This is a genomic window from Nocardioides sp. GCM10028917, assembly GCF_042666175.1.
Classification (GTDB): Bacteria; Actinomycetota; Actinomycetes; order Propionibacteriales; family Nocardioidaceae; genus Nocardioides.
This window is the reverse complement of the sequence record NZ_JBHTFL010000007.1, coordinates 622,677-635,560: the sequence shown is the minus strand read 5'-3', so window position 1 is coordinate 635,560 and position 12,884 is coordinate 622,677. Positions and strand designations below refer to the sequence as shown.

Below are 12,884 nucleotides of genomic sequence, written 5' to 3'. Positions count from 1 at the left end.
CAGCCAGACGCCCACCCCGACGCCCAGCCAGACGCCCAGCCAGACCCCCCAGCCCAGCCCGACGCGGCACCCGAGCCCGTCCGGCACACCCACCGACCCGGGGTCGCAGGACCCCGGGCCCCTGGGGTGAGGAGCCCGCGCATGTCCACCACCACGACACCGACCGCCACCGCCGAGGCCGTACGCCGGCGCGCCACCGCCGCACTGCTCGCGGCCCTGCTGGCGACAGCCACGGCACTCGCGGCGCTGCCGGCGCCCCGTGCGGCAGGCGCGGACGACCCGGGCAGGCACTGGGCCGGCTTCCGGATCCCGTCGACCGGGCATGCCGCCGGTGGCTGGATCGGTGGCTACCGCGTCGACGACACCCCGGTCTTCGTGGTCACGCCGGGGCGCCGCCCCAACCGCGCCGGCTTCCGTCCGCCCGACGCCACCTCCGACCTGCGCGGGTCGAAGGGCCCCTCGCGCGCCGCCACCGAGCGCGCCGCCTGGATCCTGTCGAAGTACGGCGGCCACAAGGACGCCGTGCAGGCCGCTGCCGTCGACGCGGCGGTGCTCCACCTGCTCGGGGGTCGCGCCTGGCGGTTCGGTGCGCCGCGAGGGGCCGCCCGGATCCGCGCCTCCGGCGACCCGGCCACGGTGCGCCGCTACGTGCGCCTGATGCTGCGCGGCTCGCGGGCGAGCGCCGGGCCGCACCAGGTCACGCTGGTCCCCACCACCGCGGACGTCGGCGGCGTGACCGGCGTGACGGTCAGCGTGACCGACGGTCACGGAGGTCCGGTCGCCGGCCTGCCGGTGCGCGTGACCTCGCCCGACGGCGGCCCGTCCCAGCCGGTGGCCGGTCCGGTCGACACCGTCACCGGTGACGACGGACGGGCGGTGGTCCGACTGGCGGCGCCGCTCGTCGGGTGGCGGACCGTCGTCGCGGAGGTGGGCCAGGTGCCACTGCACTGGTTGCGGCTGCGCCGAGCGGACCGCAAGCGGCAGGCCTCCGCGGCGGAGGGCGGCGCCCGGCGCACGATCGTGGCCAGCGCGCAGGTCGCGGTCCGCGGCCCCCAGTCGCTGACGCTGGCGGCGGACCCGACCGTGCTCGTGGCCGGCTCCCCGGCCAGGGTCGTGGCCACGATCGACGGAGACGGTTCCGGCCGCACGGCCACGGCGTCGCTGCACGGGCCGTTCGCGTCGTCGTCGGCTGCTCACTGCGACGGTCCCGCAGCCGCGACGGTGACGGTGCCGGTGCTCGGCGACGGCGCTTATGCCTCACCCGCCGTCGCACCGTCGGCGGGCGGCTACTACCTGTGGCGCGTCGCCGTCGACGGCACCGACACCAGCATGCCGGTGGCCTCGTGCGGCGCGCCGGTGCGGGTGCGCGCCCGATCCACGGTGGGACTCACCGCCCCGAGCAGCGCGGCCCCGTTCGACGTCCTCTCGGCCCAGGTCAGCGTCGCCGGGCTGCCCTTCGGCGGGCCGATCGACGTCACCACGTCGCTCTACGGGCCGTACGCCACCGCCACCGAGGCCTGCACGGGCAACCATCGCGACGTCGTCCAGCGCCGACCGGGCAACGGCACGTTCGCGTCGCTGAGCTTCCAGGTGGAGGAGAGCGGCTGGTACGCGTGGCGGGCCTCGGTCCCGGAGGGCGACCTCTGGCTGGGGGCGACCTCGACCTGTGGAGCGCTGGGCACCCTCACCCAAGTCCAATAAAAGTCAGGCTTGACTGTTTGTTTGTCGGACGGCAGTCTTGCGCCCGTGACCTCCTCCTCCGCGTCGTCGACGGCCGCCGCGCGCGTGCCGCAGGCCGACCGGACCCGGGCGATGCGGGCACGGCTGCTGGAGGCGACGGTCGAGCTGCTCGTCGAGCGCGGCTTCGCGGGCACCTCGACGACCCTCGTCTCGGACCGGGCGGGCGTGAGCCGGGGCGCGCAGCTGCACCACTTCCCGACCAAGAACGACCTCGTCGTCGCTGCCGTCGAGCACCTCACCGAGCGCCGCGGCGCCGAGCTGGCCGAGGCAGTGGCGCACCTGCCGACGGGTGGACGGCGTACTCGCGCGGTCGTCGAGATGCTCGGCGACCACTTCTCCTCGCCGGTCTTCGCTGCCGCGCTCGAGCTGTGGGTGGCGGCCCGCACCGACGAGGCCCTGCTCGCCGCCGTCGGCCCGCTGGAGCAGCGGGTCGGCCGCGAGGCGCACCGGATGACGGTCGCCGCGCTCGGCGTCGACGAGTCGCGGCCCGGCGTGCGCGAGCTGGTGCAGGCGACCCTCGACCTGGTGCGCGGGCTGGGCCTGGCGTCCACGATCACCGACGACTCCACGCGACGTCGTCGGATCCTGCGGGAGTGGGCCGACGTGCTCGACCGCGAGCTCGAGCGCGACGACGAGGGGACCCGGGAGTGACGGACGTACTGACGCAGGTGCTCGGCGACCTCGAGGCCGAGGGGGACCGGCTCGCGCAGCTGGTGGCCGGCCTCGACGAGGCCGGATGGCGTACGCCGACGCCCGCTCCCGGCTGGGACGTCGCGACCCAGGTCGCCCACCTCGCGTGGACCGACGAGGTCGCCGTCGCGGCGGCGACCGACAAGGAGGCGTGGGACGAGGTCGTCCTCGGCGCCATCGCCGACCCCGCGGGCTACGTCGACGAGCAGGCGCTCGCCATCGCCCTGGAGCCCGGCCTCCTCGAGCGCTGGCACCGCGCGCGGGCCGACCTCCGCGCGACGCTCGTCGCGATGCCGCGGGGAGAGAAGATGCCGTGGTTCGGTCCGCCGATGTCGCCCACCTCGATGGCGACCGCCCGGCTCATGGAGACGTGGGCCCACAGCCTCGACGTGCACGAGGGCCTCGGCGTCCCGTTCGACGACACCGACCGGATCCGCCACGTCGCCCACCTCGGCGTCCGCACCCGCGGCTTCGCCTTCGCCGTGCACGGTCTCGACGTCCCCGCCGAGGAGTTCCGCGTCGACCTCGTCGCGCCGTCCGGCGAGGTGTGGTCGTGGGGACCGGAGGACGCCGCGCAGACGCTCACCGGCACCGCCGGCGACTTCTGCCGGCTCGTCACCCAGCGGCTCCACCGCGCCGACACCGACCTCGTCGCCACCGGCGCCGACGTCGACCGGTGGCTCGACATCGCCCAGGCCTTCGCGGGCCGACCGGGCGAGGGACGGAGCCGGAAGTGACCGCCTCGACCAGCGGTGTGGTGAGGATCGGCAACTGCTCCGGCTTCTACGGCGACCGGCTGAGCGCGATGCGCCAGATGCTGGAGGGCGGCGAGCTCGACGTGCTGACCGGTGACTACCTCGCCGAGCTCACGATGCTCATCCTCGGCAAGGACCAGCTCAAGGACCCCTCGCTCGGCTACGCCCGCACCTTCGTCCGCCAGCTCGAGGACTGCCTCGGACTGGCGCTGGAGAAGGGCGTGCGGATCGTCGCCAATGCCGGCGGCCTCAACCCCGCCGGCCTGGCCGACAAGGTGCGTGAGGTCGCCACGGCGCTCGGCCTCCACCCGCTGGTCGCCCACGTCGAGGGCGACGACGTGCGCCACCTCTCCTTCACCGACGCCCTCACCGCCAACGCCTACCTCGGCGGCTTCGGCATCGCCGCGGCGCTGAGCGCGGGCGCGGACGTCGTCGTCACCGGCCGGGTCACCGACGCCTCCCTCGTCGTCGGTCCGGCCGTCGCGCACCACGGCTGGACCCCGACGTCGTACGACGAGCTGGCGGGCGCGGTCGTCGCCGGCCACGTCATCGAGTGTGGCACCCAGGCGACCGGCGGCAACTTCAGCGGCTTCCTCGACCTGCCCCATCGCGACCGGCCGCTCGGCTTCCCGGTCGCGGAGGTCGCGGCCGACGGGTCGAGCGTCATCACGAAGCACGCCGGCACCGGGGGCGCGGTCACCGTCGACACCGTCACCGCGCAGCTCGTCTACGAGATCCAGTCGACGCGCTACCTCGGTCCCGACGTGACCGCGCACCTCGACTCCGTCCGGCTCGAGCAGCAGGCCGAGGACCGGGTCGCGATCCTCGGCGTCACCGGCGAGGCCCCGCCCGAGCGGCTCAAGGTGTGCGTCAACGAGCTCGGAGGCTGGCGCAACCAGGTGGAGCTCGTCCTCACGGGCCTCGACGTCGCGGCCAAGGCCGCCTGGGTGCGCGAGCAGCTCGGGCCGCGGCTCACGGCGGCCGAGGTGACGTGGTCGGAGCTCAGCGAGCCGACCGCGGACGCCGACTCCCAGGAGGCTGCCTCCACCCTGCTGCGCTGCACGGTGAAGGACCCCTCGCCCGACCCGGTCGGCCGCGCCTTCACCGCCGCGGCCGTCGAGCTCGCGCTCGGCTCCTACCCCGGCTTCACGATGACGGCCCCGCCCGCGCCGGCCACGCCGTTCGGCGTCTACCGCGCCGAGTACGTCGACCGTGCGGACGTGACGCACACGGTCGTCCACGCGGACGGCCGACGGGAGGTCGTCGCCGACCCGACGGCGTACACCGCCGAGGCCGACGCCCCGGGCCGGCGCCCGTCGCCCTACCCGGCGCGGCCGGACACGCTCACCCGCCGCCTGCCGCTCGGGACCTTCGTCCACGCCCGCTCGGGCGACAAGGGCGGTGACGCCAACATCGGTCTCTGGGTCGCGCACGACGGCGTCGACCCGGCGACGTACGACGCCCGCGTGCAGTGGCTGTTCAAGCTGATGTCGCCGCGCGGCATCCCCACGCTGCTGCCGGAAGCGGCCGACCTCGACGTCGACGTCTGGCTGCTGCCCCACCTCGGTGCGGTCAACCTCGTCGTCCACGGCCTGCTCGGCCAGGGCGTGGCCGCCTCCACCCGGTTCGACCCGCAGGCCAAGGCGCTCGGTGAGTGGCTGCGCTCGCGGTTGGTCTCGATCGAGGAGAGCCTCGTATGACTGCCGAACGCGAGGCGCTCCGGGCGACGGCGGCGGAGTTCGTCCGTCGCGAGGTCGTGCCGCACCTGCAGGAGTGGGAGGACGCCGGGGAGATCCCGCGCGCGCTTCACCGCACGGCCGGTGACCTCGGCCTGCTCGGCGCCGCGTTCCCCGAGGAGGTCGGCGGCGGTGGCGGTGACCTGGTCGACAGCATCGTGCTGCAGGAGGCGATGTTCGACGCGGGCGCGTCGAGCGGCCTGATGGCCGGGCTGTTCACGGCCGGCATCGCGCTGCCCCACATCGCTGCCAGCGGCAACGCCGACCTCGTCGAGCGGTTCGTCCGGCCGACGCTGGCCGGCGACACGATCGGGTCGCTGGCCATCACCGAGCCCGGCGGCGGATCGGACGTCGCCCGCATCACGACGCGGGCGGAGCTGGTCCGGGGGAGCGACGGTGACCACTACGTCGTCAACGGCGCCAAGACCTTCATCACCTCCGGTGTCCGCGCCGACTTCGTGACCACCGCGGTCCGCACGGGAGGCCCCGGCCACGGCGGCATCTCGCTGCTGGTCGTCGAGAAGGGGACGCCCGGATTCACCGTCACCCGGTCGCTGCGGAAGATGGGGTGGCACTGCTCCGACACCGCCGAGCTGGCGTTCGTCGACGCGACGGTCCCGGCCGCCAACCTGGTCGGGGCGGAGAACTCGGGTTTCGGCCAGATCGCGGACCAGTTCGTCGTCGAGCGGATCGCGCTGGCGGTCCACGGCTACGGCATCGCCGCCCGCTCGCTCGACCTCGCGGCGGCGTACGCCCGCGAGCGCGAGACGTTCGGCCGTCCGCTGTCGGCGCACCAGTCCGTCCAGCACACGCTGGTCGAGATGCGGCGCCAGGTCGAGGTCGCGCGGACCTACACGCGCGACGTGGCCGCGCGGCACGCCGCGGGGGAATTCGTCGTCGCAGAGGCCTGCCTGGCCAAGCAGACCGCGGTCGACTGCGCGGCGTACGTCTGCGACCGAGCGGTGCAGCTCTTCGGCGGCACCGGCTACATGCACGGCACCGAGGTGGAGCGGCACTACCGCGACGCCCGGCTCCTGCCGATCGGGGGCGGCGCCGACGAGGTGCTGCGCGACCTGACGGCCAAGCTCCTGGGCTATGCGTCATGAGAGGAACACGATGATCAAGCTGCCGTCGCTCGGCGACGAGGTGTCGCTCTGGATGGACGCCCCGCCCGCCGAGGTCTGGGACCTCGTCAGTGACGTGACACGGATCGGGGAGTTCAGCCCGGAGACGTTCGAGGCGAAGTGGACCCGCGGCTCCACCGGACCGGAGGAGGGCGCCTACTTCGCCGGTCACGTGAAGCGCAACGGGGTCGGTCCGACGTACTGGTCGCCGTGCCGCGTCACCGCCTGCGAGCCGGAGCGCGCCTTCGAGTTCTCCGTCGGCACCGACGCGGTGACCGTCAACAACTGGGGCTACCGCCTCGAGCCGAAGGACGGCGGGACGCAGGTCACGGAGTACTTCCGCCTCGACCCCAACCTGCCAACCCGCCTCTACTGGCTGGTCCTCGGTCCGCTCCGCCGCCGGACCAACCGCCGCGGGATGCGGACGACCCTCGAGCGGATGAAGGCGGTGGTCGAGGCATGAGCACGGTCTCTGCGAACCGCGAGGCGATGCTCGAGAAGCTCGCCGACCTCGACGCCCAGCACGCGGTCGCGGTCGCGGGTGGCGGGGAGAAGTACGTCGAGCGCCACCACGCCCGCGGCAAGCTCGCGGCCCGCGAGCGGATCGAGCTGCTCCTCGACCCCGGGTCGGCGTTCCTGGAGCTCTCGCCGCTGGCCGGGTGGGGCTCGGACTTCACCGTCGGCGCCTCCGTCGTCACCGGCATCGGTGTCGTCGAGGGCGTGGAGTGCGTGATCAGCGCCAACGACCCCACCGTCAAGGGCGGCGCCTCCAACCCGTGGACGGTGAAGAAGATCTTCCGCGCCTCGCAGATCGCCGAGGAGAACAACCTCCCGACGATCTCCCTCGTCGAGTCGGGCGGCGCGGACCTGCCGACGCAGAAGGAGATCTTCATCCCCGGCGGTCGCCTCTTCCGCGACCTGACGCGGGCGTCCGCGCGGCGGCAGCCGACGATCGCCCTGGTCTTCGGCAACTCGACCGCCGGCGGGGCGTACGTCCCCGGCATGAGCGACTACACCGTCTTCGTCCGCGGCGGCGCGAAGGTCTTCCTCGGCGGTCCGCCGCTGGTGAAGATGGCGACCGGTGAGGAGTCCGACGACGAGTCGCTCGGCGGCGCCGAGATGCACGCCCGGGTCTCCGGCCTCGCCGACTACCTCGCCGAGGACGAGCACGACGCCATCCGTATCGGGCGCCGGATCGTCGCCCGCCTCAACCGCCGGAAGCCCGTCCCACCGTTGGTCGAGGAGGTCGCGCAGCGACCGTCACGAGACCGGATGGCCGCCGGTGGTCTCGTGACAGGCGCCAGGGCGCCTTCCTCGACCAGCGGCGGTTGGGCCGAGCCCGAAGCCGACCCCGAGGGCCTGCTCGACCTGGTCCCGACGGACCTCAAGGAGCCGTTCGACCCGCGCGAGGTGATCGTGCGGGTCGTCGACGGGACGAGCGGGCGCAACGGCCGGCCGTTCGACGAGTTCAAGCCGCTCTACGGCACCTCCCTCGTCACCGGCTGGGCGCAGCTGCACGGCCGCCCGATCGGCATCCTCGCCAACGCCCAGGGCGTGCTCTTCTCCGAGGAGGCGCAGAAGGCGACGCAGTTCATCCAGCTCGCCAACCAGGCCGACACCCCGCTGCTGTTCCTGCACAACACCACCGGCTACATGGTCGGCAAGGAGTACGAGCAGGGCGGCATCATCAAGCACGGGGCGATGATGATCAACGCCGTCTCCAACAGCACGGTGCCGCACCTCAGCGTGATCATGGGTGCGTCCTACGGAGCCGGCAACTACGGCATGAACGGCCGCGCCTACGACCCGCGCTTCCTCTTCGCCTGGCCCAGCGCCAAGTCGGCCGTGATGGGCCCGGCCCAGCTCGCCGGCGTGCTGTCGATCGTCGCCCGCGCGGCGGCCGAGGGCAAGGGACAGGCGTACGACGAGGAGGGCGACGCCGGCATGCGGGCGATGGTCGAGCAGATGGTCGAGGAGCAGTCGCTGCCCTACGTCCTGTCCGGGATGCTCTACGACGACGGCGTCATCGACCCTCGCGACACCCGCACCGTGCTGGCCATCTGCCTCAGCGTCATCGAGAACGCACCGATCAAGGGTGCCGAGGGATTCGGGGTGTTCCGGCCGTGATCAAGCGAGCAGCGGCGTGCGAGGAACGAGCGCGTCGCGTCGGCGAGACGAGGTTGAGCAAGCCCCGCGACCGAGGTGCGGGGTCGCGACGGGGGCGTCGAAACCAGGGAGCCCAGCAATGATTCGAAGACTGTTGGTCGCCAACCGCGGCGAGATCGCCCGTCGCGTCTTCGCCACCTGCCGGCGGCTGGGCATCGAGACCGTCGCGGTCCACTCCGACGCCGACGCCGGGCTGCCGTTCGTGGCCGAGGCGGACCGGGCCGTCCGGCTCCCCGGCAACGCGCCCGCCGACACCTACCTCCGCGCCGACCTTGTCATCGAGGCGGCCCACAGGTCCGGTGCCGACGCGATCCATCCCGGCTACGGCTTCCTGTCCGAGAACGCCGCCTTCGCCCGGGCCGTCATCGACGCCGGCCTGACCTGGGTCGGACCGCCGCCCGAGGCGATCAAGGCCATGGGCGACAAGGTCCGCGCCAAGGCGATCGCCGAGCAGGCCGGCGTACCGGTCATGCCCACCTGGCTCCCAGGCGACCTCGTCGGTGGTCGAGCAGCCGGTCCGAGGGACGAGGACCGGCGTATCGAGACCCCGCTGCTGGTGAAGGCGTCGGCCGGTGGCGGCGGCCGCGGCATGCGCGTCGTACGCACCCTCGACCGGCTCGAGGCCGAGATCGAGGCGGCGCGGGCGGAGGCCGAGTCGGCGTTCGGCGACGGCACGGTCTTCGTCGAGCCCTACGTCGAGGCCGGGCGCCACGTCGAGGTGCAGGTGATGGCGGACGCCTCGGGTGCCCGCGCGCTCGGCACCCGCGACTGCTCGGTGCAGCGTCGCCACCAGAAGGTCGTCGAGGAGGCGCCGGCCCCGGGTCTGCCCGCCGCGACCGAGGAGGCCATGTGCGCGGCCGCCGAGAGCCTGGCCGAGGGCATCGGCTACCGCGGAGCTGGCACCGTCGAGTTCCTGTACGACCCGACGGCTGACCGCTTCTTCTTCCTCGAGATGAACACCCGGCTCCAGGTCGAGCACCCGGTCACCGAGCTGGTCCGCGGGCTCGACCTGGTCGAGCATCAGATCGCGGTCGCCGAAGGCCGCGGCCTCGGTCTCGTGACAGGACTCCGTCCTTCCTCGACCAGCGACGGTGTGCGCGGGCACGCCATCGAGGTGCGGCTCTACGCCGAGGACGCGTCGTACGTCCCCCAGAGCGGGCGGCTGGTCACCTTTGACCTGCCGGCCGACGGCGAGCTCGCCCTGCTCGCGTCCTCCGGCATCCGCGTGGACAGCGGCTTCGTCTCGGGCGACGAGGTGTCGACGTTCTACGACGCCATGCTGGCCAAGGTGGTGGCGTGGGCGCCGACCCGCGAGCAGGCGATCCGGATGCTCGTCGCGGCTCTTCGCCGGGCCCGCATCCACGGTGTGACGACGAACCGCGACCAGCTGGTCGAGATCCTCACCGACCCGGTGTTCGTGGCCGGCGAGATGACGACGACCTGGCTGGAGTCGCGTCCGATTCCCGCTGAGTCTCCTGGAGACTCACCGTCCATCGACCGCACCGCGCTCGTGGCCGGCGCGCTGATGCTCGCAGCCGACGACGCGGCGCGGCGCGCCGTCCAGCAGGGCGTCCCCGCCGCCTGGCGCAACGTCGTCAGCCAGCCGCAGCGGACGACGTTCGACGGGCACGACCCGGTCGAGTGGTGGGGCACGCGCGGCGGGTTCACCGTCGACGGCGTGACCGTCATCGAGGTCTCACCGACCCACGCCCGGCTCGAGGTCGGCGGTGTCGTCACGGAGACGCGCGGACACATCTCGTCCGAGCGCCCCGGCTCCCCGCGCGAGGTGTGGGTCGACGGCCCGGTTGGGTCCGCGCGTCTCCGCGAGGTGCCGCGCTTCACTGATCCGGCCGACGCGGTGGCGAGCGGCTCGCTGCTCGCGCCGATGCCCGGCACGGTCGTGGCGGTCAAGGTGGAGGCCGGTGCCGAGGTGGCCGCGGGCGACGTCGTCCTCGTGCTCGAGGCCATGAAGATGCAGCACACCGTGACGGCGCCCCACGACGGCACCGTCGCCGAGATCAACGTCGAGCCCGGGTCGCAGGTCGCGTCCGGGGAGGTCCTGGCAGTAGTGGAAGGGCACACAACATGAGCAGCTTCACCGAGACCGAGGAACGTCAGGAGCTGCGCCGCCAGGTGGCACGGCTGGCGAGCGGCTACGGACGCGACTGGTTCGTCGAGCGCGCCCGCTCCGGCGAGAAGACGACCGAGCTGTGGCTCGAGATCGGCAAGGCCGGCTACCTCGGCATCAACATCCCGGAGGAGTACGGCGGCGGGGGCGGCGGCATCGGCGACGTGGCCGCGGTCTGCGAGGAGCTCGCCGCGCAGGGTTGCCCGCTGCTGATGATGGTCGTCAGCCCGGCGATCTGCGGCACCGTCATCGCCCGCTACGGCACCGAGGAGCAGAAGCAGCAGTGGCTGCCCGGGATCTGCGACGGCACCGCCACGATGGCCTTCGCGATCACCGAGCCCGACGCCGGCACCAACTCGCACAACATCACGACCACCGCCCGCCGCGACGGCGACGAGTGGGTGCTCAAGGGCCAGAAGATCTACATCTCCGGTGTCGACGAGGCCGCCAACGTGCTCGTCGTGGCCCGCGCGGAGGACGCGAGGACGGGCAAGCTCAAGCCGTGCCTGTTCGTCGTCCCGACGGACGCCGCCGGCCTCGAGTACACCGCCATCCCGATGGAGATCGTCAGCCCCGAGAAGCAGTTCCAGGTCTTCATCGACGACGTCCGGCTCCCGCGCGAGGCGCTGGTCGGCGACGAGGACGGCGGGCTGGTGCAGCTCTTCGCCGGCCTCAACCCCGAGCGGATCATGGCGGCCTCCTTCTCGACCGGCCTGGCCCGCCACGCCCTCGCCAAGGCGTCGTCGTACGCCAAGGAGCGCACGGTCTTCAAGGCCCCCATCGGCTCCCACCAGGCCATCGCCCACCCGCTCGCGACGGCCCACATCGAGAACGAGCTGGCTCGGCTGATGACGCAGAAGGCGTCCGCGCTGGTCGACGCCGGCGACGACATGGCAGCCGGCGAGGCCGCCAACATGGCGAAGTACGCCGCCGCCGAGGCCGCCGTGCACGCGGTCGACGCGGCCGTGCAGACCCACGGCGGCAACGGCATCACGCAGGAGTACGGCATGGCCGGCCTGCTGGTCGCCGCCCGCGCCGGGCGGATCGCCCCGGTCAGCCGGGAGATGATCCTCAACTTCGTCGCGATGCACAGCCTGGGGCTGCCGAAGTCCTACTGAGCCGACCCGGCCGGCGCGCCCCGCTCACCCCAAGGGCGGGATGTTGGCGTTGCCACGGAAGACGTTGTCCGGGTCCCAGGCGGTCTTGAGCGTCCGCAGCCGCTCCCACTGCACGGGGGTGTACGCCTCCTGGACACGTGTCTGCGCGTCGTCGCTGGTGAAGTTCACGTAGACGCCGCGGGTGTGGGGCGCCAACGCGTCGAAAAACCCCCGGACCCAGGCGCGGTGCCGGTCGGCGTCGCCGGCCTGCTCGGGCAACCAGGACGCCACGATGTTGATGTCGTGGCTCGCGTCGCGGTGCGGGAACGCGGTGGCGTCCTCGGGCACCCGGCTCATCGCGCCGCCGAAGCTGAAGATCGGGACGGTCGAGAGCGGGCTGCTGATGGTCGCGAGGTGCTCGCAGATCGTGTCGATCACGTCGCCGGTCAGCGGGCCCAGGCGGTGCGACTTCCAGTAGTAGTGCCGCCCGTGCGGCACCGCCGGGTCCAGGAACTTCTGGTGCGCCACGTAGGGCTTGGGCGCGATCGTGTCGAGCACGGGGTGGCCGAGAGCGCGGACCGGGGCCAGCACCCGCTCGCCCTCCTCCACCGGGCCGGCGTACGTCGCCACCAGGCCGATGATCGGCCTGCCGTGGAGGTGCTCCGGGAAGAGCGGCAGGGCCGGAGCAAGCCGGAGGTTGGCCATCAGGCCCACCTCGTCGGGTGCGTCGGCCATGAAGTCGCGCAGGAAGGCGAGCACGGTCGGGGCCTCGTCCGCCGGCCACGCGACCAGGCCGGCCAGGATCGTCGGTCCGAGAGGCTGCAGCTCGAAAGTGAAGTCGGTGACGACGCCGAAGTTGCCGCCGCCCCCGCGCAACCCCCAGAACAGGTCGGGGTTCTCGGTCTCTGAGGCGCGCACGATCGAGCCGTCGGCGACCACGACCTGGCACGACCTCAGCGCGTCGATCGCCAGCCCCAGCTTGCGCATCAGGTGGCCGATCCCGCCGCCGAGCGTCAGCCCGGCGATGCCGGTGTGGCTGATGTAGCCGCTGGTCATCGCCAGCCCGAAGGCCTGGCCCTCCCGGTCGACGTGGGCGTTGAGGGCTCCGCCCTGCGCCGCCACCGTCCGGGTCGTCGGATCGACGACGGCTCCCCGCATGCCGGACAGGTCGACCACGACGCCGTCGTCCACGAGCGAATGGCCGGCGATGCCGTGGCCTCCCCCTCGTACGGCCACGGGCAGCCCGCGGTCACGCGCCCACCGAAGCGCCGCGGCGACGTCGCTGGCCCCCTGGCAGCGGGCGAGGACCGCGGGGCGGCGGTCGATCTCGCCGTTCCAGATGCGTCGCTGGTCCTCGTACGCCGGGTGGGCGGGCGTGATCAGGTCTCCCGCGAAGTCGTCCGCCAGCGCGGCGGTGGCGGAGATGTCGAGCACGGTCATGGTCTTCT

General features: G+C 73.2%; 10 protein-coding genes. 9 read left to right on the top strand and 1 reads right to left on the bottom strand.

What is annotated here, in order from left to right:
• Positions 1–141: 141 nt before the first annotated feature.
• The 9 genes from ACFQW6_RS12420 to ACFQW6_RS12380 all read left to right on the top strand — a co-directional run bounded on the left by ACFQW6_RS12420 (position 142) and on the right by ACFQW6_RS12380 (position 11,457).
• Positions 142–1,701, top strand: coding sequence for a hypothetical protein (locus tag ACFQW6_RS12420; protein WP_378545337.1), 1,560 nt, complete (start codon positions 142–144; stop codon positions 1,699–1,701).
• 45 nt (positions 1,702–1,746) lie between these two features.
• Positions 1,747–2,391, top strand: a complete 645-nt coding sequence (locus tag ACFQW6_RS12415; RefSeq protein WP_378545334.1) for a TetR/AcrR family transcriptional regulator — start codon at positions 1,747–1,749, stop codon at positions 2,389–2,391.
• Positions 2,388–3,167 (top strand): TIGR03084 family metal-binding protein, encoded by a 780-nt coding sequence (locus ACFQW6_RS12410; RefSeq protein WP_378545331.1) that lies wholly within the window; start codon positions 2,388–2,390, stop codon positions 3,165–3,167. Before ACFQW6_RS12415 ends, ACFQW6_RS12410 begins: the two co-directional genes overlap by 4 nt.
• The gene (locus tag ACFQW6_RS12405) at positions 3,164–4,885 is read left to right on the top strand and encodes an acyclic terpene utilization AtuA family protein (protein ID WP_378545328.1); all 1,722 of its coding nucleotides are present in this window, start codon (positions 3,164–3,166) and stop codon (positions 4,883–4,885) included. Before ACFQW6_RS12410 ends, ACFQW6_RS12405 begins: the two co-directional genes overlap by 4 nt.
• A complete protein-coding gene (locus ACFQW6_RS12400; RefSeq protein WP_378545325.1) occupies positions 4,882–6,027 on the top strand; it encodes an acyl-CoA dehydrogenase family protein in 1,146 nt (381 codons plus the stop codon). Before ACFQW6_RS12405 ends, ACFQW6_RS12400 begins: the two co-directional genes overlap by 4 nt.
• 10 nt (positions 6,028–6,037) lie before the next feature.
• Positions 6,038–6,508 (top strand): SRPBCC family protein, encoded by a 471-nt coding sequence (locus ACFQW6_RS12395; protein WP_378545322.1) that lies wholly within the window; start codon positions 6,038–6,040, stop codon positions 6,506–6,508.
• Positions 6,505–8,172, top strand: coding sequence for an acyl-CoA carboxylase subunit beta (locus ACFQW6_RS12390; protein ID WP_378545319.1), 1,668 nt, complete (start codon positions 6,505–6,507; stop codon positions 8,170–8,172). The genes ACFQW6_RS12395 and ACFQW6_RS12390 overlap by 4 nt, the downstream gene beginning before the upstream one ends.
• A gap of 118 nt (positions 8,173–8,290) precedes the next feature.
• Positions 8,291–10,300: a biotin carboxylase N-terminal domain-containing protein gene (locus ACFQW6_RS12385; RefSeq protein ID WP_378545316.1), complete on the top strand. Its 2,010-nt coding sequence runs from the start codon at positions 8,291–8,293 to the stop codon at positions 10,298–10,300.
• Positions 10,297–11,457 carry an acyl-CoA dehydrogenase family protein gene (locus ACFQW6_RS12380; RefSeq protein ID WP_378545313.1) on the top strand — a complete coding sequence of 387 codons (1,161 nt, stop codon included), beginning with the start codon at positions 10,297–10,299 and terminating at the stop codon, positions 11,455–11,457. Before ACFQW6_RS12385 ends, ACFQW6_RS12380 begins: the two co-directional genes overlap by 4 nt.
• Before the next feature lie 24 nt (positions 11,458–11,481).
• On the opposite strand, the gene ACFQW6_RS12375 is transcribed toward ACFQW6_RS12380, so the two are convergent.
• Positions 11,482–12,876: an FAD-binding oxidoreductase gene (locus ACFQW6_RS12375; protein ID WP_378545311.1), complete on the bottom strand. Its 1,395-nt coding sequence runs from the start codon at positions 12,874–12,876 to the stop codon at positions 11,482–11,484.
• Positions 12,877–12,884 lie beyond the last annotated feature (8 nt).